At 72.2% G+C, this 24,172-nt stretch carries 23 protein-coding genes and 1 riboswitch; of the genes, 9 read left to right on the forward strand and 14 right to left on the reverse strand.

Annotated elements, in window-relative coordinates; all coding sequences use genetic code 11:
• Window positions 1-49: 49 nt before the first annotated feature.
• The 4 genes from ABZU69_RS20635 to ABZU69_RS20650 all read right to left on the reverse strand — a co-directional run bounded on the left by ABZU69_RS20635 (window position 50) and on the right by ABZU69_RS20650 (window position 3,813).
• Entirely contained in the window at window positions 50-1,237 is a 1,188-nt protein-coding gene (locus tag ABZU69_RS20635; RefSeq protein WP_354965948.1) for a glycosyltransferase family 4 protein, read from the reverse strand.
• Window positions 1,238-1,250: 13 nt separating this feature from the next.
• Window positions 1,251-1,643, reverse strand: a complete 393-nt coding sequence (locus tag ABZU69_RS20640; RefSeq protein ID WP_354965949.1) for an acyltransferase — start codon at window positions 1,641-1,643, stop codon at window positions 1,251-1,253.
• A 71-nt stretch (window positions 1,644-1,714) separates the two neighbouring features.
• Entirely contained in the window at window positions 1,715-2,647 is a 933-nt protein-coding gene (locus ABZU69_RS20645; protein WP_089016815.1) for an NAD-dependent epimerase/dehydratase family protein, read from the reverse strand.
• 26 nt (window positions 2,648-2,673) lie between these two features.
• Window positions 2,674-3,813 (reverse strand): DegT/DnrJ/EryC1/StrS family aminotransferase, encoded by a 1,140-nt coding sequence (locus ABZU69_RS20650; protein WP_354965950.1) that lies wholly within the window; start codon window positions 3,811-3,813, stop codon window positions 2,674-2,676.
• Between the two features lie 119 nt (window positions 3,814-3,932).
• Between ABZU69_RS20650 and lhgO the strand changes: the two genes are divergently transcribed.
• Complete coding sequence (lhgO, locus tag ABZU69_RS20655; RefSeq protein WP_354965951.1) at window positions 3,933-5,129, forward strand: L-2-hydroxyglutarate oxidase; 1,197 nt, start codon at window positions 3,933-3,935, stop codon at window positions 5,127-5,129.
• Window positions 5,130-5,157: 28 nt separating this feature from the next.
• Here the strand turns inward: lhgO and ABZU69_RS20660 are convergent, their stop codons facing one another.
• A complete protein-coding gene (locus ABZU69_RS20660) occupies window positions 5,158-5,766 on the reverse strand; it encodes a TetR/AcrR family transcriptional regulator (protein ID WP_354966126.1) in 609 nt (202 codons plus the stop codon).
• Window positions 5,767-5,984: 218 nt separating this feature from the next.
• On the opposite strand from ABZU69_RS20660, the gene ABZU69_RS20665 reads away from it, so the two are divergent.
• The 4 genes from ABZU69_RS20665 to ABZU69_RS20680 all read left to right on the forward strand — a co-directional run bounded on the left by ABZU69_RS20665 (window position 5,985) and on the right by ABZU69_RS20680 (window position 11,068).
• A complete protein-coding gene (locus tag ABZU69_RS20665; RefSeq protein ID WP_354965952.1) occupies window positions 5,985-6,878 on the forward strand; it encodes an ABC transporter permease in 894 nt (297 codons plus the stop codon).
• Between the two features lie 4 nt (window positions 6,879-6,882).
• Window positions 6,883-7,692 (forward strand): ABC transporter ATP-binding protein, encoded by an 810-nt coding sequence (locus ABZU69_RS20670; protein WP_354966127.1) that lies wholly within the window; start codon window positions 6,883-6,885, stop codon window positions 7,690-7,692.
• Between the two features lie 147 nt (window positions 7,693-7,839).
• A complete protein-coding gene (locus ABZU69_RS20675) occupies window positions 7,840-9,357 on the forward strand; it encodes a bifunctional cytidylyltransferase/SDR family oxidoreductase (RefSeq protein ID WP_354965953.1) in 1,518 nt (505 codons plus the stop codon).
• 40 nt (window positions 9,358-9,397) lie between these two features.
• Window positions 9,398-11,068 carry a CDP-glycerol glycerophosphotransferase family protein gene (locus tag ABZU69_RS20680; RefSeq protein WP_354965954.1) on the forward strand — a complete coding sequence of 557 codons (1,671 nt, stop codon included), beginning with the start codon at window positions 9,398-9,400 and terminating at the stop codon, window positions 11,066-11,068.
• A gap of 17 nt (window positions 11,069-11,085) precedes the next feature.
• On the opposite strand, the gene ABZU69_RS20685 is transcribed toward ABZU69_RS20680, so the two are convergent.
• From ABZU69_RS20685 to ABZU69_RS20700, 4 genes are all read right to left on the reverse strand, one after another.
• A complete protein-coding gene (locus ABZU69_RS20685) occupies window positions 11,086-11,832 on the reverse strand; it encodes an alpha/beta hydrolase (RefSeq protein ID WP_354965955.1) in 747 nt (248 codons plus the stop codon).
• A 165-nt stretch (window positions 11,833-11,997) separates the two neighbouring features.
• Window positions 11,998-12,843 (reverse strand): C39 family peptidase, encoded by an 846-nt coding sequence (locus ABZU69_RS20690; RefSeq protein WP_354965956.1) that lies wholly within the window; start codon window positions 12,841-12,843, stop codon window positions 11,998-12,000.
• Between the two features lie 226 nt (window positions 12,844-13,069).
• A riboswitch (cyclic di-AMP (ydaO/yuaA leader) is annotated at window positions 13,070-13,211 on the reverse strand.
• A gap of 293 nt (window positions 13,212-13,504) precedes the next feature.
• The gene (locus ABZU69_RS20695; protein ID WP_354965957.1) at window positions 13,505-14,269 is read right to left on the reverse strand and encodes a hypothetical protein; all 765 of its coding nucleotides are present in this window, start codon (window positions 14,267-14,269) and stop codon (window positions 13,505-13,507) included.
• A gap of 150 nt (window positions 14,270-14,419) precedes the next feature.
• Window positions 14,420-14,824, reverse strand: coding sequence for a hypothetical protein (locus ABZU69_RS20700; RefSeq protein ID WP_354965958.1), 405 nt, complete (start codon window positions 14,822-14,824; stop codon window positions 14,420-14,422).
• Between the two features lie 396 nt (window positions 14,825-15,220).
• On the opposite strand from ABZU69_RS20700, the gene ABZU69_RS20705 reads away from it, so the two are divergent.
• The 4 genes from ABZU69_RS20705 to pseI all read left to right on the forward strand — a co-directional run bounded on the left by ABZU69_RS20705 (window position 15,221) and on the right by pseI (window position 19,303).
• The gene (locus ABZU69_RS20705; RefSeq protein WP_354965959.1) at window positions 15,221-16,546 is read left to right on the forward strand and encodes a polysaccharide pyruvyl transferase family protein; all 1,326 of its coding nucleotides are present in this window, start codon (window positions 15,221-15,223) and stop codon (window positions 16,544-16,546) included.
• An 89-nt stretch (window positions 16,547-16,635) separates the two neighbouring features.
• Window positions 16,636-17,760: a glycosyltransferase gene (locus ABZU69_RS20710; RefSeq protein WP_354965960.1), complete on the forward strand. Its 1,125-nt coding sequence runs from the start codon at window positions 16,636-16,638 to the stop codon at window positions 17,758-17,760.
• A complete protein-coding gene (locus tag ABZU69_RS20715) occupies window positions 17,757-18,260 on the forward strand; it encodes a GNAT family N-acetyltransferase (RefSeq protein WP_354965961.1) in 504 nt (167 codons plus the stop codon). Before ABZU69_RS20710 ends, ABZU69_RS20715 begins: the two co-directional genes overlap by 4 nt.
• Window positions 18,257-19,303, forward strand: a complete 1,047-nt coding sequence (pseI, locus tag ABZU69_RS20720; RefSeq protein WP_354965962.1) for a pseudaminic acid synthase — start codon at window positions 18,257-18,259, stop codon at window positions 19,301-19,303. Before ABZU69_RS20715 ends, pseI begins: the two co-directional genes overlap by 4 nt.
• A 63-nt stretch (window positions 19,304-19,366) precedes the next feature.
• Here the strand turns inward: pseI and ABZU69_RS20725 are convergent, their stop codons facing one another.
• Genes ABZU69_RS20725 through ABZU69_RS20745 form a run of 5 tightly spaced genes read right to left on the reverse strand, consistent with a single transcriptional unit; the run spans window position 19,367 to window position 23,993 of the window.
• Window positions 19,367-20,590, reverse strand: a complete 1,224-nt coding sequence (locus ABZU69_RS20725; protein ID WP_354965963.1) for an acyl-CoA reductase — start codon at window positions 20,588-20,590, stop codon at window positions 19,367-19,369.
• Window positions 20,587-21,636 (reverse strand): acyl-protein synthetase, encoded by a 1,050-nt coding sequence (locus ABZU69_RS20730; protein WP_354965964.1) that lies wholly within the window; start codon window positions 21,634-21,636, stop codon window positions 20,587-20,589. Before ABZU69_RS20730 ends, ABZU69_RS20725 begins: the two co-directional genes overlap by 4 nt.
• Window positions 21,630-23,024 carry an AMP-binding protein gene (locus ABZU69_RS20735; protein WP_354965965.1) on the reverse strand — a complete coding sequence of 465 codons (1,395 nt, stop codon included), beginning with the start codon at window positions 23,022-23,024 and terminating at the stop codon, window positions 21,630-21,632. The genes ABZU69_RS20730 and ABZU69_RS20735 overlap by 7 nt, the downstream gene beginning before the upstream one ends.
• Window positions 23,021-23,770, reverse strand: coding sequence for an SDR family NAD(P)-dependent oxidoreductase (locus tag ABZU69_RS20740; protein WP_354965966.1), 750 nt, complete (start codon window positions 23,768-23,770; stop codon window positions 23,021-23,023). Before ABZU69_RS20740 ends, ABZU69_RS20735 begins: the two co-directional genes overlap by 4 nt.
• Window positions 23,751-23,993, reverse strand: a complete 243-nt coding sequence (locus tag ABZU69_RS20745) for an acyl carrier protein (protein ID WP_354965967.1) — start codon at window positions 23,991-23,993, stop codon at window positions 23,751-23,753. Before ABZU69_RS20745 ends, ABZU69_RS20740 begins: the two co-directional genes overlap by 20 nt.
• Window positions 23,994-24,172 lie beyond the last annotated feature (179 nt).

Raw genomic sequence — 24,172 nt, forward strand, 5'->3', positions numbered from 1 at the left:
TGCCCCCGACCTTTCGGTCGGGGGCACCGGCGGTTCGACGTACGTCAGGTCAGCGGCCCTGGGACGCGGCCATCTCGGTCAGTACCTCCAGGTGCCGGTGCAGCACCCGGTCCAGGCTGAACCGATCGCGGATCAAAGCCTGACCGTTGACCCCGATCTGCTTGGCCAGGCCCTGGTCGGTCAGCGCGGCGGTCAGCCGCTGCGCCAGGCCCTGGACGTCACCCGGCTGGCAGAGCAGGACGTTGTCGCCGTCGCGGAGGGCGATGCCGGGGAAGTTGTCGGCCCGCGCCGGCGCCACCACCGGGACCCCGGCGGCCATCGCCTCCAGCGTCGCGGTGCCGAGACCCAGCCCCTGCTCGTGCGACTCCACCGTGGCGGCGGCGAGGTAGTCCGGGATCTCACTCTTGGGCACCTTGCCCGCGGCGATGACGGCGTGCTCGACGCCGAGCGCACGGGCCCGCTCGGCGAAGTGTTGGTAGTAGACCTGCCCGCAGATGAGCAGCTTCGCGTCCGGCACCGCGGCCAGCACCTCGGGCAGCGCCTCGACGAGCGCGACGCGGTCCCGCAGCGGGATGACGTGGCCCACCGAGAGGATCACCGGCGCGTTGCCCAGTTCGTGACGGTCGCGGACCCGCTGACCGTTGCCGCCGACCACCCAGTCCGGATCCACCCCGACCGGGATCGGCACCAGGCCGGAGTGCGCGCCGCGGTAGCGCGACTCGATGTACTCCTGCATGAGCACGTCCATCACCACGAGCCGGGGCTTGGCGCGCCGCATGAACGGCTTGACCATGGCCGCGTCCAGACCGCGGAACACCTTCGCGTACCGGGCCTGCGGGTTCTCCAGCCGGGTGTGGATGGAGAGCAGCGCCGGCACCCGGCGCTTACGCGCGTAGAGCGCGGTCGCCCAGGTCAGGTCGAAGAACTGGCCGTGCTGGTGGATGACGTCCGGCCGGAAGTCGTCGAGCAGTGTGCGGACCCGCCGCAGCACACTCGGCCGGCTGGCGAAGGAGATGTCGAAGCTGACGGCCAGCCGGGTCTCCGGCAGCATGAACGCCGGCAGCCGGACGATCCGCAGCCCGTCGCGCTCCTCCACCGCAGGAGCGTCCTGGTAGGCGGCGGTGAGCACCAGCACCTCATGCCCGGCGGCGGCGTAGCCACGGGCGAGCGACTCGGACAGATGGGAGCTTCCGCCGGCGCGCGGCGGAAAGAAGTTGTTGACGACTGCGATACGCACGGGAGGGGGACTCCTAGCTTTCCGCTACGGGGACGAACCGGACATCGCCGCCGTCCAACTCGACTGTGGAGACCACCCGAGCCGGGACCCCCGTCACGACCGCCCCCGGTGGCACATCTCTGCTGACCACGGCGCCCGCGCCGACGACCGCACCGTCACCGATGGTGACGCCCATCATCACGGTCGCGTTCGCCCCGATGAAGACGCGGTCGCCGATCATCACCGGCGCACGGTCCACCGAAGCATAGGCACGACCCGATACGCAACGTCGGGCGGTGGAGTGGGTGTAGATCTGCGCGCCGCTGCTGATGTCGCACCCGGCGCCGATCGTCAGCCCGCCGGAACCGTCGATGACCGTGAAGGCACCGATCCAGGTCCCGGCGCCGATCACCGGCTCGCCGATCACCCAGGCGTGCGGGTTATACGGGTTCGCCGGGAGCCCGTGCGATGACGGACTCCCGGCGGACGACGACTGGGTCACGCCACCTCGGTCTTGATCAGGTCGGTCATCCCGTCCTCGACGGCGATGGTCGGCTCCCAACCGAGCACCTCGCGGGCCCGGGTGATGTCCGCGGCCCGGCGGCTGACCAGCACCTCACGCGGGCTGAACTGCGGCTCGACGTCGACACCGACCGCCTTGATCAGGATCTCGGCGAGGGTGGCCACCGAGGTGTCGATGCCGGTGCCGATGTTGACCGCCACGTTGCCCTGCTCGGCCTCCAGCGCGGCGACCACCGAGCGGGCGATGTCGTGGACGTGGATGAAGTCCATCGACTGCTCGCCCTTGCCGTCGATGACCGGCGGCTGACCGGTCTTCAACCGCTTCACGAAGTGGTTGATCACCGAGGTGTAGTACGCGGTCGGCTTCTGGCCCGGGCCGTAGACGTTGAAGAACCGCAGGGCGACCCAGTTCAGGCCCTTGCTGCGCTGGTAGAAGCCGAGCAGGTCCTCACCGGCACGCTTCGAGATGCAGTACGGGGTGAGCGGGTCGAGCCGGTCGTCCTCGTGCATCGGCAGCTTCTTCGGGTCACCGTAGACCGAGGCCGACGACGCGAAGACCAGCCGCTTGACGCCGTGGTCGGCGGCGGCGGCGAAAACGTTGTGGTTGCCGACCATGTTGATGTCGATCGACTCGTGCGGGTCGGCCTGGCTCTTGTTGATCGAGACCGCGGCGAGGTGGATCGCGTAGTCGCAGCCCTTCATGGCCGCGTGCACGGCACCGCCGTAGCGGACGTCCTGCTCGATCAGCTCGACGTCGCCGGTCGCCACCAGCTCCGCGATACGGTCCCGGTCGCCGCGGGTCATGTTGTCGAAGATGCGGACCCGGTAGCCCTTCTCCAACAGCATCGGTACCACGTGCAGGCCGATGAAACCAGCGCCTCCGGTGATGAAGACGGTCTGCTTCGACATGGCGGAGCGTGTCCTTCCTGGGGGGATCAGCGGCTGGTGGCCGCGGAGTTGACGACGTCGATGAGGGTGGCCGCGACGGTCTCGACCTGGTCGTCGGTGAGGTTGGCGTGCATCGGGATGGCCAGGTGCCGGACGAACAGGTCGGCCGAGACCGGGCAGGGCGTGGTCTGGCCGTAGAGCGGCTGGGCGTGCGAGGCGTACGTGCCGAAGGTGCACTGCACTCCGCGCTGACGCAGTGCCAGCGCGACCGCGCCCCGGTCGACCGAGGGAGCCAGGGTGACCACGTACGACTGCCAGGGGTGCTCGCGGTCCGGCGCCTCGTAGGGCGTCGTGATCAGCTCGTGGTCCTTGAGCAGCTCACCGTAGCGGGCGGCGGTGCGACGCTTGGCGGCCAGCAGGTCCGGCAGCCGGTCGAGCTGGGCGAGCATGATCGCCGCGGAGATGTCGGAGAGCCGGTAGTTGTAGCCCAGCTCGGTGAAGGTCGGGATCGGCAGGTGCGACAGCTCGGCGCGGGTGAGCGCCCCCTCCACGCCGTACGTGTGCAGCTTGCGGGCGTGCGCCGCGAGGTCCTCGCGGTCGGTGACGTACGCCCCGCCCTCGCCGGCGGTGATGCCCTTGCGGCCGTGGAAGCTGAAGGTGGCGATGTCGGCGAGGCTGCCGGCCGGGCGGCCCTTGTAGGTGGCGCCCGCCGAGCAGGCGGCGTCCTCGACCAGGAACAGCCCGTGCTTGTCGGCGATGGCGCGCAGCTCGTCGTAGTCCGCCGGCTGCCCGAACGCGTCGACGGCGATGATGCCGACGGTGCGTGGCGTGATCGCGGCCTCGACGGCGGCCGGGTCGACCGTCCAGGTGTCCGGCCGCACGTCGGCGAAGACCGGCGTGGCGCCGGTCCACATCACGGAGTGGCCGGTGGCCGGGAAGGTGTAGTCGCCGACGATCACCTCGTCGCCGGGCTTGACCCCGAGGGTGAGCAGCGCGAGATGCAGGGCGGAACCGCAGTTGCTGGTGGCGAGGGCGTGCCGGGTGCCGGCGACGACGGCGAAGCGCTCCTCGAAACGACGGCAGGTGGGCCCGGAACCAGCGAGCCAGCCGGAGGCGAAGACCTCGGCGATGGCGGCGAGTTCGGCTTCGCCGACCGTGGGTTGACCGAGCGCGATGACCTCAGACATGTGACTCCCAGAGAGGATGGACCCGGAGCAGTCTAGGCCAAGCCCATGGGGGGTGGGCCAGTCGGGCGCGCGGGTGGGCTTGGTTACCATCGGTCCCGGCGTCGGGCGGGAGAGATGACATGACCAGGTTCGTGGTGGTGGGTGGCGGCATCGTCGGGCTGGCGGTGGCACACCGGCTGATGATCGACCGGCCCGGCGACTCGGTCACCGTGCTGGAGAAGGAGGCCGGCTGGGCGGCTCACCAGACCGGTCACAACTCGGGCGTCATCCATGCCGGCGTCTACTACAAGCCCGGCAGCCTGAAGGCGACCCTCTGCAAGGCCGGCAGCGCCTCGATGGTCGAGTTCTGCCGCGAGCACGGGCTGGCGCACGACATCTGCGGCAAGCTGATCGTCGCCACCGACGCCGCGGAGCTGCCCCGGTTGCACGACCTGCACCAGCGCGCCCTGGCCAACGGCCTGCCGGCGCGGGTGATCGATGGTGCGGAGGCGGCCGAGTACGAGCCGCACGTGGCGGCCGTCGGTGCCCTGCACGTCGCCTCGACCGGCATCGTCGACTTCGGCGCGGTCTGCCGCAAGCTGGCCGAGCTGCTCGCCGCGGGCGGGGCGGACCTGCGCACCGGCACCGAGGTCACCGGGGCGGCCACCCGTCCGGAGGGCGTGGTCGTCACCACCAGCCGCGGTGAGGTGACCGCGGACGTCCTGATCAACTGCGCCGGCTTGCACGCCGACCGGATCTCCCGGCTGGCGGGCGTGCCGACGCCGGTGCGGATCGTGCCGTTCCGCGGCGAGTACTACGAGCTGGTCCCGCAGCGGCAGGGGTTGGTGCGGGGATTGATCTACCCGGTGCCGGACCCGCAGTTCCCCTTCCTCGGGGTGCACCTGACCAAGATGATCGACGGCAGCGTGCACGCCGGCCCGAACGCGGTGCTGGCCACCGCCCGCGAGGGTTACTCCTGGGGCCGGATCAACCCTCGTGACATCTGGGACGAGCTCTCCTACCGCGGTCTCTGGGCGCTGGGTCGGCGGCACTACCGCTACGGCCTGACCGAGGTGACCCGGTCACTGTCGAAGAAGCGCTTTGCGGACAGCCTGGCCCGGCTGGTGCCGGAGCTGACCCCGGCTGACATCGTCCGGGCCGGCGCCGGCGTGCGGGCGCAGGCGATCCTCCCCGACGGCGGCCTGGTGGACGACTTCCTGATCGTCGAGGCCGACCGGCAGGTGCACGTGCTCAACGCACCCTCCCCGGCCGCGACCAGCTCGCTGGAGATCGCCCGGCACATCGTCTCCCGACTTCCGGTCGACGCGCCGCGCTGAGAGCGCCGGGTCGCGGACGGCAGAGCGGTCAGGCGCCCGTCGACGGAGCCACAATGCCCCGCTGCCGGGGTACGGCAGGTTCGGCGCCGAGCCCGGTGGCCACCGACTCGACCAGGGTGTCGAGGTAGGTGTCGGTGACCGGACCGCGGGCGATGGCGAGCCGCCAGTAGAGCGGGCCGATGATGAGGTCGACGGCGGCGTCCGGGTCGGTGTCGGCAGGCAGCTCGCCGCGCTGCACGGCGCGGGCGACCAGACGGCCGCCGATTTCCTGCTGGCGGGCGTGCAGCACCTGACGCAGGGTCTGGTCGATGGTCGGGTTGCGGGCGGCCTCAGCGAGCAGATCGGGAATGATCTGTGAGGCCAGCGGATGCCGCAGCGCGTGCGCCACCGCCTGGAAGAGCAACGCGAGGTCGCCGCGCAGGGTGCCGGTGTCCAACACAGGCAGCTTGCCGTGCGCGGCCGCGGCCACGATGTCCAGCACCAGGTCGAGCTTGGAGCTCCACCGCCGGTAGATCGCCGTCTTGCTGACGCCGGCCCGTCGGGCCACCGCCTCGATGGAGAGCCGGCCGTAGCCGACCGCGGCGAGCTCCTGCATCAGCGCGCGCCGGATGGCCGTGGTGATCTCACCACGAAGCACCGCCGCACCGGCCGGGGCCCGCCTCTTCTCGGTCGTCACCAGGGACTCTTCTCGCAGCTCACGACGACCAGAGTAGCGCAACGACGGTACGGTTGCGTCCCGACGTGTTTCGGACTACTGTCCACGCAGCGACGAGGCGGCGCTCCGCGCACCAGCTCCCACTAGGATTCCATCGTCGCGAGCAACCCGTCGGCACGAAAGATCGGAGTGCCCCTTTCATGGCCACCACCGCGCTGGTCGACCCTGACACGGGCCTGACCCAGGCGCAGCTGGCCGCTCGGCACGGGCTCCGGGTCGCTGGTGAGCGACCCACCCTCGTCGAGTACAGCCGCCGACTGTGGGCCTACCGGCACTTCATCGCCGCGTACGCCAACGCCAAGCTGGTCGCCTCGTACAGCAACGCCAGGCTGGGCCAGCTCTGGCAGGTGCTCACCCCGCTGACCAACGCCGCGGTCTACTACCTGATCTTCGGGGTGGTGCTGGAGCAGGACAAGATCCCGAACTTCATCGGCTACCTGACCACCGGCCTGTTCATCTTCAACTTCACCCAGAGCGCGGTGCTGGCCGGCACCCAGTCGATCAGCGGCAACCTGGGGCTGATCCGGGCCCTACACTTCCCCCGGGCCAGCCTGCCGCTGTCCACCACGGTGACCCAGTTCCAGCAACTGCTCGCCTCGATGCTGGTCCTGATCGGCATCGTGCTGGTCACCGGCGAGCCGCTCACCCTGAAGTGGCTGATGCTGGTGCCGGCCCTGCTGCTGCAGGCGGTGTTCAACGCCGGCGTGGTGCTGTTCGTGGCCCGGATGGGCGCCAAGGCGAGCGACCTGAAGCAGGTCATGCCGTTCATCATGCGCACCTGGATGTACGGCTCCGGCGTCCTCTACAGCGTCAGCCTCTTCGAGCGGCTGCCCGGCTGGGCGACCACGCTGGTCCAGTACAACCCGCTGCTGGTCTACATCGAGCTGGCCCGCTACGCGCTGCTCGATCAGCCGCCACTGCTCAACGAGTCGCTGACCCAGCTCTGGCTGGTCGCGGCGGGTTGGGCGCTGGTGGGCGGGATCGGCGGCTACATCTACTTCTGGCGCGGCGAACAGGAGTACGGCCGTGGTTGATCAAATGCACGCCACCGACGAGGCGACCGTCTCCCTGCCCGTTCTGGCGCAGGAACGGATCCCCACCGTGGTGGTCGACGACGCGCACATCATCTACCGGGTGCACAAGGGTGCCGCCGGCGGCACCACGCCGGTGGCCGCGCTGCGCCGGCTGGTCAAGCGCACGTCCGCGCCGAACGTGCGGGAGGTGCACGCGGTGAAAGGGGTCTCGTTCACCGCGTACCGGGGCGAGGCGATCGGGCTGATCGGCAGCAACGGCTCCGGCAAGTCCACCCTGCTGCGGGCCATCGCCGGCCTGCTGCCGGTCAACCGGGGCGCGATCCACACCCAGGGGCAGCCCTCGCTGCTGGGCGTGAACGCGGCCCTGCTCAACGACCTTTCGGGTGAGCGCAACGTCACCCTCGGTTGCCTGGCGATGGGGATGCACCCCGACGAGGTGGCCCAGCAGGCCGAAGGGATCATCGACTTCTCCGGGATCAACGAGCGGGGCGACTTCGCCAGCCTGCCGATGCGCACGTACTCGTCCGGCATGGCGGCCCGGCTGCGGTTCTCCATCGCCGCCGCCAAGAAGCACGACGTGCTGCTCATCGACGAGGCGCTCGCCACCGGCGACAAAGGCTTCCGCAAGCGCAGCGAGCAGCGGGTGCGGGAGCTGCGCGAGGGTGCCGGAACGGTGTTCCTGGTCAGCCACCAGCTCTCCTCGGTACGGGACACCTGCGAACGGACCATCTGGCTGGAATCCGGCGTCCTGCGGATGGACGGGCCCACCAACGAGGTGATCCGGGCATACGAGGCGTACGCCAACAGCAAGTAGAGTGCCGGCGAACCTCCGGCATCGACATGGCGCCATGTACCCGCGTCGCCCGCGTTGGGGCGACGCGGTTCGCGCGTTAAGGTTCATTCCGTCGCCGCCCGGGCGGAACCTTCCGTTAAACGCATCCCTGAAAGTGAGGATCCGGCAATGACGCAGGACCAGACCACTGGCCCGGACGCCACACCGGAGAGCCCGGCACCCTGGCGGCCCTCGCGGACGGTGGCCGTGGTGCTGGCCGGCGGCACCGGAACCCGACTGGGCCTCGGCATCCCGAAGCAGCTCCTGAAGATCGCCGGTAAGCCGATCATCGAGCACACCCTGGCGGTCTTCGAGGCCGCGCCGGAGATCGACGAGATCATCGTGCTGATGGCCACCGGGCACGTCGAGGACGCTCGGCAGATCGTCGAGAAGGCCGGCCTGCGCAAGGTCACCAAGGTGATCGAGGGCGGCGAGACCCGTAACGCGACCACCCGGATCGCGCTGGACGCGGTCGGCCCGGCGGACTGCAACATCCTCTTCCACGACGCGGTGCGCCCGCTGCTCAGCGGCCGGATCGTGCGCGAGTGCGTCAACGCGCTCTGGACCTACGACGCCGTGGACGTGGCCATCCCGTCCGCCGACACGATCATCCAGGTGGACGAGAACGACTGCATCACCGACATCCCGGTGCGCTCCCGGCTGCGCCGCGGGCAGACCCCGCAGGCGTTCCGCTCCCCCACCATCCGCGAGGCGTACCGGATCGCCGAGGATGATCCGGACTTCGCCGCCACCGACGACTGCGGCGTGGTGCTGCGTTACCTGCCGGGCACCCCGATCAAGGTGATCGACGGCTCGGACGAGAACATCAAGGTCACCCACCCGGTCGACGTGCACCTGGCGGACAAGCTCTTCCAGCTCGCCGCCGCGCAGGCGCCCCGGCTGACCGACCACCGCAGCTACACCGAGGAGCTGACCGGCCGCACCATCGTCGTGTTCGGCGGCAGCTACGGCATCGGCCACGAGCTGACCGAGCTGGCCCGGCGCCTCGGCGCCCAGGTCTTCCCGTTCAGCCGCTCCACCACCGGCACGCACGTAGAGCGGGCCGAGGACGTCGAGGCCGCGCTGAAGACCGCGTTCGAGGCCACCGGCCGGATCGACCACGTGGTGGTCACCGCCGGGATCCTGGAGAAGGGCGCCCTCGCCGAGATGGACGAGGAGACGATGGACCGGCTGCTCCAGGTCAACTTCGTCGGCCCGGTGACCATCGCCCGGCAGTCCCTGCCGTACCTCCAGCAGACCAAGGGCCAGCTGCTGCTCTACACCTCCAGCTCGTACACCCGGGGGCGGGCCCGCTACGCGCTCTACTCCGCCACCAAGGCCGCCCTGGTCAACCTCACCCAGGCACTGGCCGACGAGTGGGCCGACGTCGGCGTACGGGTCAACTGCATCAACCCCGAGCGGACCGCCACCCCGATGCGGACGCGGGCCTTCGGCGAGGAGCCGGAGCACACCCTGCTCGCCGCGGAGGCCGTCGCCCAGTCCTCGCTCGACGTGCTGATCTCCGACCTGACCGGCCAGGTGATCGACGTACGCCGGGCGCCCGGCGACGGTCCCTCCCCGACCGTGCCGGCCCAGTCCGGGTCGGGTCGGGTCGGTTCGCCGGCCGGTGCGGCCTCCGTGAGCTGACTGACGGCGACGGACCCGGGACGGCAGCGAACGGAGCGACATGCGTGGTGATCTGGTCCGAAAGCTGGCCGCCCGGTGCCTGAGCACCGGCCTGGCCGTGCTGGCCTTCGTCGCGGTGGCGCTGACCGGCGCCACCGGATGGGGGTTGGCGCTGGCCGTCGCCGCACTGGTCGCGGCGGCCGCCGAGCAGCGGATCCGACCCGGCGCTGACCTCGTCGCCGAGACGGCGCTGATCGGCGCCGCCGTCCTGGTCGGATACTCCCGGCGGCTGGACGACGGGCTCGACCCGGCGCTCGTCGCCACCGCGCTGGTCCTGCTGGGGCTGGTGCTGCTGGTGGGGCCGCTGCGGACCGCCGGCAACCTGGAGATCCGGGTGGCCAACCTGCCCGTGCGGGCCTGGACGCCGCTGATCGCCGACCAGCTCGGCACCGCCCTGCTCGGGCTGCTCGGCGCGGTGACTCTCGCCGCCGCGGTGGCACTGCCCGCCGCCGTGGCGCTGGTCGCCAGCCTGCTGGTGGGCGCCTGCGCCGGAGCGGTCGCACTGGACCTGGCCCGGCGTCGCTTCCGGCCAGCCGCCGGCGGTGGGGCGGTGGCCCGCGCGCTGCGCCGGCACCAGCCGGAGTTCCTGCTCTACTTCTCCGCACCGCCCGGCTCGGAGTACCAGGTCACCATGTGGCTGCCGTACCTGGAGCGGATCGGCCGGCCGTTCATGGTCGTGGTGCGCGAGCCCGATTTCCTGGGGCCGATCTCCGCCGCCACCAGCGCACCGGTGGTCTACTGCCCCACCCTCCGGGCGATGGACGAGGCGCTGGTTCCGAGCCTGCGAGCGGCGTTCTACGTCAACCACGGGGCGAAGAACAGCCACTGCATCCGGTTCACCCAACTCACCCACGTGCAGCTGCACCACGGCGACAGCGACAAGGCGCCGAGCGCCAACCCGGTGTCGGGGATCTTCGACCGGATCTTCGTGGCCGGCCCGGCGGCGATCGACCGGTACGCCCGCGCCGGGGTGCAGATCCCGGCGGAGAAGTTCGTGGTGGTGGGCCGCCCGCAGGTCGAGGCGATCGAGGTACGCCCGGAGCCGGTGCGCGGCCTGGCCCACCCGATCGTGCTCTACACCCCGACCTGGACGGGGCACCACGCCGACGCCGACTACTGTTCGCTGCCGGTCGCCGAGGAACTGCTGCGCCGGCTGCTCGAGCGCGGCGCGACGGTGATCCTGCGGGCTCACCCGTACACCGCGCAGAACCCGGCCTCGGCCCGGCAGCTCGGCCGGTTGACCGAGCTGCTGCTCGCCGACCGGGCCCGCACCGGGCGGCAGCACGTGGTCGGCGCGGCGGCCCGGGAGCTGAGCCTGACCGAATGCGTCAACCGGTCCGACGCGCTGGTCTCCGACGTGTCCGGGGTGATCTCGGACTACCTCTACTCCGGCAAGCCGTACGCCGTCACCGACATGGGCGACGAGCGCGAGCGGTTCGTGGAGAACTTCCCGCTGTCCGGGGCGGGCTACGTGCTGCGCCGGGACATGTCGAATGTGGACGAGGTGCTGACCGCTCTGCTGGACACCGATCCGGCGGCCGAGAAGCGCTGGGTCACCCGCCGTCGCTACCTGGGTGACTTCCCCGTCGAGTCGTACGCCGAGGCGTTCCTGACCGCCGCCCGCCGGGAGTTGGCGCCGGCGAAGACCCTCGCCGCCTCCGCACCGGTCTAGGGCCGCCGCCGGACGGCTCAGCGGTACGCGTCCAGCAGCGCCAGCACCGCCCCCGGGTTCTCCACGTGCGCGTTGTGCCCGAGCCCGGGCAGGGTGACGACCGGTACGCCGAACTCCTTGAGCTGCGCGTCGGTGACCATCGGGTCCTGCTCGCCGCGGGCCAGCACCACCGGCACGTCGGTCGCCGCCACCAGCGCGGCGAGGTCGGGATCGCCGACGTCGAACGCGGCCGGATCCATCGCGAGCCGCCACCGGCCGTCGACCTGGCGCAGCCCGGCGTCCACCACCGGGTGGTCCGGCGGGAGCAGACCGGCGAGCCCGGAGACGCGCAGGTAGCGACGGGCCGCCTCGCTGCGGCTGGCGAACCAGCTGATCGGGCGGGTCGCGAGTTCGGCGGCGCGGGTCAGCTCGTCGGGTGACCAGACGGCCTTGATGCCCAGCCCGACCACCGCGTCCACCGGCGATCCGGCGGCGCGGGCGGCCAGCGCCAGGCCGACCACCCCGCCCAGCGAGTGCCCGAGCACGACGATCCGGTCGTCGGGGGCGAGGCCGTGGGCGATCCGCTCGGCGAACCCGGCGAAGGAGTACGACGGCAGCGGCGCCGACCAGCCGTGACCGGCGAGGTCCGGTGCCAGCCACCGCCCCGGCCAGTGCTGCTCAAGCAGCGGCGCCCAGGGCAGCCAGACGTCGCCGGTCGCCCCCATCCCGTGCAGCAGCAGCAGGACCGGCCCGCGGCTGGTGTGACCACGCGATTCATCCACCACGGCCGCAGTCTCCCACGGTTCGCCGACGGGTACGAGAGTCCTCGTCGGCGGCACGACGGCGAACCACCTCGCGCGGTACGGCTTCACCGGCTGTCGACCACATGAAAAGACGCCGCGGGCGCCGGCCCCTTGTGGGGGACGGCGCCCGCGGCGGCTGCGCCCGGGTCAGGCGGAGTAACCCCGAGTGGCGATCCAGTTCGCCAGGTCGATCGTTGTGATCCAGTACGACGGATCGGCGGCGTTCGCCGAGTCGGCGATCCGCACGGTCCGGCCGTTGTCCTTGTAGCCCACCACGGCGATGTAGTGCCCGCCGCCGTAGGAGTGCCAGCCACCATCGGTGTCGGTGGCGTCGCCGGCGATGTTGGCCACCACGCCCCGGCCGGCGGTGATCGCCGCGACCACGTCGGCCTGGAGTCGGTCCATCTGGGCCGGGCTGGGCGCGCCGGCGAACATCCGGGTCCGGTACGGGGAGCCCTTCACCTCGGCGTTGAGCACCCGGGTGGTGTCCAGGGCCGAGTTGGTGCCCATCTCGGTGGTGCCCAGCTCGACGCCGAGCTTGTCCTGGGTGCGGTCGATCCCGGTGGCGCTGAGCGCGTTGCGGGTGGCCGCCGGGCCACAGTTGTAGTACGTGTTCTGCGCCTGGTAGTCGTAGTCGAGCACCTTGGTCGCGGGCGGCTTCGGCGCCGGCTTACGGGTCAGGTCCGGGTTGCCGGTGGCCTTGGCGGCGGGCGACGCGGCGCTGGCCGTCGGGGTGGCGGTGCTCGGCGAGGTGCTGGCCGAGGGGGCCGCTACGCGAGCCTCGCCGCGGGAGGCGACGGTGTCGCTGCGCATCTCGGCGACCGTGGTCGCGGTGTGCTGGCTGGCCGGGGCGTCGTCGGTGCCGGCGATCAGGGCGCCGGTGGTGGTCGCGAGCGCCAGGGCCGCGGCGGAGGCGGCGACGATCTGGTAGGGGCGCTCGGTGGCGAGACGACGGAGCTGACGCTTCAGGGTGTGCTTCACGGGGTCCTCCACGGATCGGGGGGAGAGCGGCACACCGGGCCGGACCGATATCCGGGCAGGCGCCAGCGCGCGGACCGTGGTCCGCGGGTGGTGAACCGCTCAGGGTTGTGCCCGGCGTGGCCGGGCGGGAGAGGCGGTGACCCGGAGGGTCAGCTCACCGGACGGATGAGCGGGGGCACCGCGGCGCCGTGGAGGCGGAGGAACAACCGAGGGGTGGAGAGGTGCTGCACGAGGATGGAACTCCTTCCGACACCGCCTACCGGGTTAGCTGACGGATTCGGGCGGGAAGATCGCCCTACCGCGGGCCGTGGCTCGCAGATTCACCCCGGACTAACTGATGGGTCCCCGGTTCGTTGATCACGATTGAGCGGGTCGGCGCGGCGTCGCCTCTTGCGATCGGTTACCGCACCGGACGGGACGACACTACTGGCCGGCTCAAGCCCTGCCAAGCCAGGTTCACCTGCGTAAACCTGAAATCGAGCGCCAATTTCTGCGCGTATTGCCACTGACGTGACTCGATGGGACAACCGGTTGCGGCGGCGCCTCCGGTCGACAACCGGACAGGCCGTCGACAATGCCGCCGCATTTGCGCGAACATTGCGCCCGACCGTTCCAGCTGCCCGATCCGGCGTCGGTGTGACCGGGCTCACGCTTCCGGTCGGGACATTTCCGGTCAGCCCACCCGCGCCGGGCGCCAGCGCGCCGCGGTCGCCGCACGGGCCGCCGCGGTCGGCGCCGGTCGGACCGGCATCCGGACCGGCCGCAACCGGGCCGCCGCTGCCCACGCCTCCTCGGCGAGCGTGCGGGCCGCCTCGGCGGCCAGTTCGGCATCGCGCCACGTGGATCGTTCGCGCTCGGCGGCGGCCCGGTGCTCGACCCACCTGCCGTCCCGGACAGCGCGGCTCAGCAGCACCTCCTGCTCGACCGGGTGTCGCCGGGGATCCCAGCCGTTGCGGTGTGCGAAAACGTCGGTGAGCTGACGCATCGACAGGTCGCCGCGCCAGTGCGCCGCCATCGCCGCGCGGTGCAGGTAGCGCTCCCGGGCGGCGTACTCCGTCGGGGAGCGCGGCGTGCGGGGGGTGGGCAGCGAACCGGCGCCGGCGAAGCGGCGCGCGGCGCGGTCCGCCTCCTCGTACCCGGCCCAGGCCCGCTCGGCCGCCTCCTGCGCGGCCAGCCAGTCGGCGCGACGTCGGCGGGCGGTCTGCGCCGCGCCGGCGGCGGCGACGGCCACCTCCTCGGCGTACCGGCGCAGGTCCGCCGCCTCGACGGCGGCCAGTTCCCGGGCCGTGGGCGCCGGGGACTCCTCGTCGGTCGGCCGGTCCCGCTCGGGGCGGGCGATCAGCACGGTGAGCACGGTCAGGGCCAACAGGAGCAGTGCCGACCAGATGGCGGCGGCCTGCGGAACCTCGGTCAGGAACCGGTAGAGGACGGTCTCCATGAACGGCACCTCGGGGGGAAGATCGCTGCGGTGGGGAGCCGCACGGCCGACCCGGGCCGGGATTCACCGTGGCGGGCCACGGGCCGACGGGCGGGGTGTGCGGAGGTACGTGATTCGACAGGCGCGGTGGCGGGACGTCGTCCCGGTGGCTCAGAGCCTCGGCGGGGCCCGGGACGCCCGGGTGGCCGGATCGGCGGTGCGCGGCGATCGCTGCGGACCGGTCCCGATCGCGGAGGCGCCGGCCTCCGCCGGCACGGCGGCCTCGACGGCGGGTGCCGCGGCGGGCGCGTCCGGCGAGATCGGCGGGGCGGTGTGGTCGACGGCGACCGGAGCCGCGAGGTCGGCGGCGCCCGTGGGGGCGACCCATCCGGACGACGGAGAGCCCGAGGACACCACCGAGGTGGGCAGCGGGACGGCCGAGGCGGGCGGGGCGGCCGACGCGGGTGACGCGCCCGAGCCGAGGGCCAGGGCGGCGACCACGGCGAGGCTGGTCAGCATCCGCGTCGCCCAGCGCGCCACCCACCACAGCGGACAGGTGAGCGCGACGGGAGGCACGCCCCCACGCTACCGCCGGTGCCGTCCGGGCGCATCGACGCCGGGCGTGTCGGATACCGCCGCGCCGCCGGATCTGACCAGCGCGGACGCTCGTCGTGGACGTCGAGCGGCGGGCCGCTCAGCGGTCGGCGCACGCCGATCGGCGCTCGGTGTCGGCTGTCCCGCTCCGCTGGCGCGGCAGGACGGGAGCCGACCCGGCGCCGGCGGTCCCGGTGCCGCCCGACCGGGCACCGTACCGGCGGCGGTCGGCACCCGTCACCTCGCCGATGGTGACGCCTGCGTATGTTCCGGCTGACGCGTGTCCTAATATTCCGGGACCGGAGGTGACGGCTCGCCCGCCTGTCCAGGCCTGGGCGGTGCTGTGCCCGGGCGCCAGCAGACGAGAGGTGGAGCCCCATGCACCAGCGGATTCTGATGCGGGCGAAGAAGGGCCCCTTCGACGTCTACTCCCCGGAGGAGACGTTTCAGGGCAACTGGATCGGCGAGAACAGCGGCAACCTGGTCTTCAGCCACGCCGCGCACAAGATCCTGCGTACCAGCACCGCCGAGATCACCTCGACCGGCTTCAAGGTCGACCTACGCGACGTCGACCGCATCAACGAGCAGTACGACGTCTACGTCATCCCGCTGGCCAACGCGTTCCGCCGCAGTTACGCGCACCGCATCGAGGCGATGACCAAGCTGGTCGAGCGGTTGAAGATCCCGGTGGTGGTGCTGGGGGTGGGCGTACAGACGAATGTCGCGGGCGACCGGGAGTACCTGCGCCCGATCGACGGTGTGGTCAGCCGGTTCGTCCGCGCGGTGCTCGACCGCTCGCACAGCATCGGCGTACGCGGCGAGATCACCGAGGGCTACCTGCGCACGTTGGGCTTCTCGGCGGTCGACGTGATCGGCTGCCCGTCGATGTTCCTGCACGGCGACACCCTCGGGGTGGAGAAGGGCAAGGCGGCGCTGGAGCCGCACGACAAGGTCGCCCTGACCGTCTCGCCGTACGTGAAGTCCATGGGGAAGATCATCGCTTCGCACCAGCAGCGCTACCCCAACCTGCGCTACCTCCCGCAGGACCTGAAGACCCTGGGCACCCTGCTCTACGGCGACGCCCCGGAGGACCGGGGGAAGACCAGCACCATCCCGATCCACAGCTCGCACCCGCTGTTCACCGAGGACAAGGTGCGGATGTTCCTCGACCCGTGGACCTGGATGGACTACCTCGCCGGCTTCGACTTCGCCTTCGGCACCCGCATCCACGGCACCATCACCGCGCTGGTCGCCGGCACGCCCGGGTACCTGTTCGCGCACGACTCGCGCACCCTGGAACTGGCCCGCTACTTCGACATCCCGCACCGGGTGATGAAGGACGTGCCCGCCGACGTCGACGCCGCCGACCTCTACGAGGAGGCCGACTACACGGCGTTGAACAACGGTCACAAGGCCCGGTACGCCACCATGCTCTCGTTCCTGGCGAAACACGATCTGGGCAACTCGTTCGCCGACGGCGACAGCGCCAGTCGCTTCGACGCGCAGGTCCGGGCCACCACCTTCCCGCCCGCCGTACGCCCGGCCGCCGCCACGGCGACGGAGGAGCTGCTGGCCCGGGTGCAGTGGCTGCACGACCAGAACGGTGAGCTGCGGCGCGAGATCGCGACGTTGGGGGAGAAGCGGCTGCGGGCCCGGGTCGGGCGGGCCCTGCCCGGGCCGGTGCGCCGGATCCTCAACCGTTAACCCCGTGCTGGACCGCTGTTCAGGCGGCCCACGCTCGGGCGCCACGTGAGGTTCCGAGGCCGTCCATCCGCGTCGTCAATGGTGACGAGGTGGTCTTCGAGCCGACGCACGCCCCGCTGCTGACTATCGTCGTGCCGGTCTACGGCGTCGAGGCGTACCTGTACCAGTGCCTGGAGTCGATCCGGGCCGACATCCCGGCGGGTGAGGCGGGGGCGGTCGAGCTGATCGCCGTCGACGACGCCTCCCCCGACGGCTGCCCCGCGATGCTGCGCGCGTACGCCGCGGGTCGCGCCGGCGTACGCATCGTGCACCTGACCGACAACGTGGGCCTGGGGCTGGCCCGCAACGCCGGTCTCGACGTGGCCACCGGGCGGTACGTCTGGTTCGTCGACAGCGACGACTGGCTGCCGCCCGGGACGATTTCCGCGGTGCTCGACCGGCTGCGCCAGCACGAGCCCGACGTGCTGATGCTCGACCACCTCCGGGTGCACGAGGACGGCCGGCGCGAGGTCGACGCCAGCAGCCATCTGATGCGCGGCGTGACCGGCGCGGTCCGCCTCGCCGAGCAGCCGCAGCTGCTGCGGGTGCAGCACACCGCGTGGAACAAGGTCGTCCGTCGCGCCTTCCTCGACGAGCTGGAGCTGCGCTTTCACCCCGGCTGGTACGAGGACATCCCGTTCAGCCACCCGCTGCTGATCGGCGCCGAGCGGATCTCGGTGCTGGACCGGGTCTGCTACCTGTACCGCCGAGGCCGGCTCGGCGCCATCACCTCCACCCGCAGCGGCCGGCACTTCGACGCCTTCGACCAGTACGAGCGACTGATGGAGTGGGTAGGGCGCCGCCACCCCGACGAGCGGCTCCGGGCCGAGCTGTTCCAGCTGATGGTGAACCACTACCTGGTGGTGGCCGGCAACGACGACCGGCTGCATCCGCACCTGCGGCGCGCCTTCTTCCGCCGGGTCGCCCAGCACTACCGCCGCTACTTGCCGGCCGGCGGCTACCCCATGCCGGACGGGGTGGCCGGCCTCAAGCACCGCCTGGTCGGACGGAACGACTACCTCGCGTACGCGGCGCTGCGCCAGGCCCACCGGGTGGCCGGCCGGGTGCGGGGCGCCCGGGTCGGAACGTCGTCCGACGCGCCCGCCGAGGGCGCGCCGGCGGGCGATCCGGTGGCGGCGCCGAAGCGGCCGCGTGCGCTGGCGGGACGCGGATGATGGCACTGCTGCGCTCGGCCGACGACGGCGACCTGCACCTGATGCTGCGCTGGCGCAACCACCCGCAGGTGCGCGCGGTGAGCCTCACCCGGCACGAGATCAGCCTGGCGGAGCACACCGCCTGGTGGGCGCGGGTGCGCGCGGACCCCGACCGACGGGTGCTGGTACACCTGCACGAGGGTGTCCCGTCCGGGGTGGTCACCTTCTCCGGCGTCGCCTCGCCCGAGCGGGCCCTCACCTGGGGTTTCTACCTGGACATCGCCGGGCTGGACGCGCGGGACGGGCTGTTGCCGGCGTGGCTGTCGTTGGAGCGGGCCGGGATCGCGTACGCCTTCGACGTCCTCGGGGCACGGACGCTCGGCGGCGAGACGCTGACCACCAACCGGCCGGTGCTGGCCCTGCACCGGCGCTTCGGATTTCGCGTCGTCCGGCAGTACGAGCAGGACGTCGACGGCAGACCGCACCAGGTGGTGTGGACGGAAATGAGCAGAGGAACATGACAATCAAGATCGGACCGCACGTGGTCGGCGTCGGGGAGCGGCCGCTCGTGGTCGCGGAGATGTCCGGCAACCACAACGGCAGCCTGGACCGGGCGCTGGCCATCGTGGACGCGGTGGCCGCGAGCGGTGCGCACGCGTTGAAACTCCAGACGTACCGGCCGGACACCATCACCATCGACGTCGACGCGCCGGCGTTCCGGATCTCCGACGGGCACGACCTGTGGGGCGGTGAGCGCCTCTGGCAGCTCTTCGAGCGGGCCCACACGCCGTACGAGTGGCACGCGCCGATCTTCGAGCGGGCCCGCCAGCACGGCCTGACCGTCTTCTCCTCCCCCTTCGACCACACCGCCGTGGAGCTGCTGGAGGAGCTGGGCGCGCCGGCGTACAAGATCGCCTCTTCGGAGCTGGTGGACCTGCCGCTGATCCGGCTCGTGGCCAGCACCGGCAAGCCGATGGTCATCTCGACCGGCATGGCCACCGTGGGTGAGATCGACGCCGCCGTGCGAGCGGCCCGAGAGGGTGGCGCCGGCGGCATCGTGCTGCTGGCCTGCACCGCGTCCTACCCGGCGCCGCCGCAGGACAGCAACCTGCGCCGGCTGCCCGTGCTGGCCGATGCCTTCGGTCTTCCGGTGGGGCTCTCCGACCACACTCCGGGCATCGGCGTGCCGGTCGCCTCGGTGGCGCTCGGCGCCTGCCTGATCGAGAAGCACGTGACGCTGCGCCGGGCCGATGGCGGCGTCGACTCCGACTTCTCGCTGGAGCCGGACGAGCTGGCCGCGCTCACCGTCGAGTCGGAGCGGGCCTTCGCGGCGCTGGGCGGCACGACGATCGGGCCGACCCCGACCGAGCGGGAGGGGCTGCGGTTCCGCCGGTCCCTGTTCGTGGTCGCCGACGTGCGCGCCGGCGACACGGTCACCGCCGCCAACGTCCGCTCCATCCGGCCGGCGGGCGGGCTCCCCCCGGCCGACCTCGACCGGGTTCTCGGTCGCACCTTCAGCAGTGACGTGCCGCGCGGTACGCCGCTGGCCTGGGATCTGATCTGAGCCCTGATCCGCGACGGCGGGCCCGGTCCTGAGGGACCGGGCCCGTTGTGTCGTGGCGAACGCTCAGCCGTCGACGCTGACCAGCCGGACGAACTCGCGCAGCAGGTCGTAGCCGTCCCAGACCGGGGCGAAATTGAGCGCCGCGCCGAACGGCACGATCCGGTCGATGCCCCGGCCCCCCAGCTCCCGGGCGAATCCGACCAGCTCGGTCGGGTCGAACCCGAAGTGGGTCAGCGTCTGGTCCCGCCGGCGCAGGAACGGCACCAGCTCGGCCAGCTCCGCGATCGTGACGAAGCCGAACGTGCCGGTGCCGAGCCACTCCCGAGGCGCCGCGGCCGGCGTGTCCAGTTCCAGCGTCGCCACCAGGTTGTCGGGGAAGGCCATGCGGGACACTCCCCCGTCGGCGGCCAGGCCGTACGACCCGACCCGCTTCTCGACCGCCATCGCCGCGTCCACGTCCGAGCCCCGATCCCGGGCCGCGACGCTGAGCAGCGCGACGAACTCGGCCCGGACGGCGTCCGCGCGCGCGGCGTCGCCGACCAGGAACACCGCCCGGGGCGACGAGCACGCCGCCTGGTCGAACCAGTAGGCGTCGTTGGCGAACTTCGCGACGGCGTCCCGCCGGGCGGCGACCGGGGCGGCCTCCCAGCCGGCCACCGCCAGCACCGCGAAGGACGACCGGTCCGGGAAGGTGAGGTCGCGGGCCGCCGGAGCCAACGGGTGCCGCCGGACGGCCGTCACCGCCCGGTCGCCGCCCCAGATGACCCGGACGTCGCAGTCGGCGCTGAGCCGGGCGGTCACCGCGTCGTCGTGGCCGTAGGTGACCATGCGCTGGGTCCGGGCGACGACCGGGTCCGCCTCGGCGAGGCTGTCGTTCAACACCTCGAGTATCGCGTCGGCGGCCGCCGCCGACCGGGGCGACACCCGGACGACGTTGATGTTGCCGGCCAGCGCGGCCAGCGCCCAGGAGTAGACGAAGATGGTGTCCACGTTGGCCGGTGGGACGTGGAACACCACGCCCCGGGGAAAGGCCAGCACCCGCTCGTCGAGGCCGGCGCGCAGCCGCTCCACCCCGCGCAGCAGCTCCCGACGGCGCAGGAAGAAGCCGAGCGAGCCGAGCTCCGGGTGCCGCCGAGCCAGGGCCGGGGTCAGCAGGCGGCGCGACACGGCGGTCAGGAAGTCCATGATCCGCTCGTCACCGACCGTCAGCGGCGTCTCCGGGGGCGGCGGCACCAACTCGTCCACCGACAGCTCCGGCCCCGCCGGGAAGCGCATCCGTACGGTCATGACCGTCCTCCGACGTAGGTGTCGCTGCAACCGCGGGCCTCGGCGCGGGGCAGCCGGCCCAGGACGCTGAACCGCTTGCCCGGCCAGTGGCCGTCGTCGACGCCGTGCACCACCCCGAGGTCCTCGGTGAGCAGCACGTTGCCCGGGTACGAGGTGGGCAGGGTGCTCAGCACCTCGATCACGCCCGGTGTGCCGATCGGCGCCTCCCGCCAGGTCACCGGGTCGCGGACGATGACGTCGGCGAAGTCCGGGCAGTAGAGCGAGCCGCCCTCCGGCCCCTCCAGGAAGACGGTGCCGATCTGCTCGACCATCCCGTAGAAGTTGTGGATCCGGGTCAGGCCGGTGTCCGCACCGAGGCGGCGCCGGAACTCCGCGTTGTCCACGGCCTGGTCGGCGAGCTTCTTCCAGCCGCCGGAGTGCACCAGGATCCCCTGGGACAGGTCGAGGCCATGGTCGCGGGCCACCTCGTAGAGGTATCGCCAGACCATGAACGTGAAGCCGAAGACGAGGAACGGCGAATCCCCGTGCCGGCCGAGGAACTCCTTGAGGGCGGCCACGTCCGGCCGGTCGTCGGCGTCGAGCAGCCAGAGGTGGTCACGGCCGAAGTTCACCATGCCGAGCGCCCCCGCGCCGCGGGCGGAGTAGGAGCGCCGGTCGCCGACCACCCCGGAGCGGTCCACCACGACCATCGGCAGCCGTCGCGGTCCGAGCACCGTGCCGAGCGTGCGGGCCAGCATCCGGGACTGGGTGGCCGCGGCCGCCCGGTCCAGGTGGATCCGGCTGACCTCGCCGGTGGTGCCACTGGAGGTGAGCACCCGGATCACCTCGTCGTCGGGCACGCTGGACAGCTTGCGGGTCTTGAACAACCGCACCGGCAGCCAGGGCAGGTCGGCCAGCGTCGCCGGCTCACCGTCCTGGTCGAGGGCGTCCAGGATCCGGGCGTACGGCGGGCAGTGGCGCCGGTGGTGTCCGAGCAGCTCGACCAGCTCGCCGCGTAGCCGTTCCTCCTTTTCCGGCTGGGTGAGGGTGAACACGTCGGTCAGCACTGTGCCTCCAGCGCGCGGTAGTCGGGCTTGCCGGCGGGCGTCAGCGGCAGCGCGTCGACGCTGCGCACCTGGACGCCGGACGAGTGGGTGCCCAGCGCCGCCGCGACCTCGGTGCGGATCCGGGCGAGCTGGTCGGCGTCGGCCCCCTCGGCCACCACCACCAGCCGGTCCGCCCCGGCGATCGCGGCGAGCGGACCGTGGTGGCCGAGCGACCGTTCCACGTCGTCGAGGTTGACCCGGACGCCGAACACCTTGGCGATCCGCTTGATCCGGCCGGTGACGAACAGGAAGCCCTCCGGGTCCAGCCGCCCCAGGTCGCCGGTGGCCAGCGTGCCGCCCAGCTCGTCGGGGCGGGCCAGGTCGGCGGCGCTCTCGGCGTAGCCCATCATCACGTTCGGCCCGCGGTAGACGATCTCGCCCACCCGGGCCGCCTCGGTGGTCTCCACGCCCTCGTCGGTACGGATCGACACTGTGCCCCCGGGCACCGCCAGGCCGACCGACCCGAGCTTCGCCGGCAGCCGGTCGGACGGCAGGACGGTCATCCGGGCGGTCGCCTCGGTCTGCCCGTACATCACGAAGAACCGGCCCTCGACCTCGGTCATCCGGCCGTGGAAGTCGGTCACCAGGTCGGGGTGCAGCCGGCCGCCGGCCTGGGTGAGCGTCCGCAGCCGCTCGTACCGGCCGGGCGCGAAGCGCAGCCGGCGCAGCATCTCGTACTGGTAGGGCACGGCGGCGAGCGAGGTGACCCGGTGCCGGTCGACCGCGGACCAGAAGTCGCGGGAGGTGAGGCCGGAGCGTTCCAGCAGCACGGTGGCGCCGGCGTGCAGGTGGCTGGTGAGCACCGAGAGCCCGTAGGTGTAGTGCAGCGGCAGCGTGGTGGGCGCCACCTCGTCGCCGTCGAGGTCCAGCGCGGCGGCGATCGCCGCCGCGTTGGCCCGCACGGCCGAGCGGGACAGCCGGACCAGCTTGGGGTTGCCGGTCGAGCCCGACGTGGTGAGCAGCAGCGCCAGGTCGGGGTGCGGGGTGGGACCGGAGGGCCCGGTGCGCCGCCAGGCCGGGCCCGGCCCGACCTCTGCCGCCCGGTAGCCGTCCGGCGATGTCGGGTGCGTCAGCAGCAGGGCCGGGCGGAACCGGTCGACCAGGTCCCGCAGCGTGGCCGCGGGGATCTGTGGATCGAGCAGCGCCACCGGGCGGCCCGCCTGCCAGGCGGCGAGGACGCGCACCACGGCGTCGATGTCGGCGGGCACGGTGGCGAAGACCACGCCCGGAGGTTCCCGGTCGAGCGACGTCGCGAGGTCGGCGACCCGGGCGGCGAGGTCCGGGCCACCCAGTTGCCGTCCGGTGCCCGCGTCCACCAGCCGGGCGTCGGCGTGCAGCAGGTCGCTCACAGCGTCAACCCGCCGTCCACCCCGACCACCTGGCCGGTGACGAAGGCCGCGGCCGGCGAGAGCAGGAACGCGACCACCTCGGCCACCTCGGCCGGCTCGCCGAGCCGGCGCAGTGGGGTGGCGGCGGCGCGGGCCTGTCGGCCGGCGTCGTCCAGGTCGGCGAGCAGATCGGTGCGGATGAAGCCGGGCGCGACCGCGTTGACCCGGATGCCGGCGGGACCGAGTTCCTTCGCGGCGGCCCGGGTCAGCCCCTCGATCGCGGCCTTGCTGGCCGCGTAGACCGTCTGGCCGGCGGCCCCGGCCGAGCCGACCAGGGAGGCGGTGAGCACCACCGCGGGGCGCTCGCCCCGGCGCAGCAGGCGGACTCCCTGCTGCAGGGTGTGCGCCGCACCGGCGGCGTTCACCGCGAAGAGCCTGGTCACGGTCTCGTCCGACACCCCGCCCAGCAGCCCCGCCGCGTGCACGCCGGCGTTGACGACCAGGGCGTCCAGGCCGCGCCACCGCTCGAACAGGACGCGGGTCAGGGCGCGGATCTGGTCGGGGTCGGCCACGTCGCCGTGCACCGCCAGGTGCGGCCCACCGGGCAGGACGGCGACCGCCTCGGCGGCGGAGCCGGGCGACCGGCCGTGCACGGCGACCACGCAGCCCTGCTCGGCGAGCCGCCGGGCGACGGCCAGACCGATGCCCCGGGTGGATCCGGTGACCAGCACCCGGCGGGCCGGCGGATCAGTCGGTGAAGACGACACCGTGCTTCTCCAGGATCTGGCGAGCGCGGTCGAAGGAACTGAGATCAATGACCTCGTCGGTGTCCAACATGACACCGAACTCGTCCTCGATCGCGGCCACCAGGGACATGTGCGCGAGTGAGTCCCACTTCTCGATCCCGCGATATTCGAGACTGTCCACCGCGGCGTTGTCGGGCAGTTCCAACGCCGTGCGGAAGACGACTCTCAGTCGCTGCAGTTCCACTGGTCTTTCCTCCGTAACTGGTATGCACGACCGGCGTGCCGGCCGAGTGTAGCCGAGGTTCTGAACTGCTCAGCCAGGCCCCGAACGAGCGAAAAGTGTTTGCCTGCAAGGCATTCCGCATTCACTTCCCACGCGGCATCAGTTCACCAGGGTGCGTCGGGTTGTTAACCCGCCGGGTC

The sequence above is a fragment of the Micromonospora sp. NPDC005206 genome (assembly GCF_040608175.1).
Classification (GTDB): Bacteria; Actinomycetota; Actinomycetes; order Mycobacteriales; family Micromonosporaceae; genus Micromonospora.

Coding starts and splice junctions, on each gene's coding strand:
- ABZU69_RS20645 (WP_089016815.1), bottom strand. CDS start 2,647: ATGTCGAAGCAGACCGTCTTCATCACCGGAGGCGCTGGTTTCATCGGC.
- ABZU69_RS20650 (WP_354965950.1), bottom strand. CDS start 3,813: ATGTCTGAGGTCATCGCGCTCGGTCAACCCACGGTCGGCGAAGCCGAA.
- lhgO (WP_354965951.1), top strand. CDS start 3,933: ATGACCAGGTTCGTGGTGGTGGGTGGCGGCATCGTCGGGCTGGCGGTG.
- ABZU69_RS20665 (WP_354965952.1), top strand. CDS start 5,985: ATGGCCACCACCGCGCTGGTCGACCCTGACACGGGCCTGACCCAGGCG.
- ABZU69_RS20670 (WP_354966127.1), top strand. CDS start 6,883: ATGCACGCCACCGACGAGGCGACCGTCTCCCTGCCCGTTCTGGCGCAG.
- ABZU69_RS20675 (WP_354965953.1), top strand. CDS start 7,840: ATGACGCAGGACCAGACCACTGGCCCGGACGCCACACCGGAGAGCCCG.
- ABZU69_RS20680 (WP_354965954.1), top strand. CDS start 9,398: ATGCGTGGTGATCTGGTCCGAAAGCTGGCCGCCCGGTGCCTGAGCACC.
- ABZU69_RS20695 (WP_354965957.1), bottom strand. CDS start 14,269: ATGGAGACCGTCCTCTACCGGTTCCTGACCGAGGTTCCGCAGGCCGCC.
- ABZU69_RS20705 (WP_354965959.1), top strand. CDS start 15,221: ATGCACCAGCGGATTCTGATGCGGGCGAAGAAGGGCCCCTTCGACGTC.
- ABZU69_RS20715 (WP_354965961.1), top strand. CDS start 17,757: ATGATGGCACTGCTGCGCTCGGCCGACGACGGCGACCTGCACCTGATG.
- pseI (WP_354965962.1), top strand. CDS start 18,257: ATGACAATCAAGATCGGACCGCACGTGGTCGGCGTCGGGGAGCGGCCG.
- ABZU69_RS20725 (WP_354965963.1), bottom strand. CDS start 20,590: ATGACCGTACGGATGCGCTTCCCGGCGGGGCCGGAGCTGTCGGTGGAC.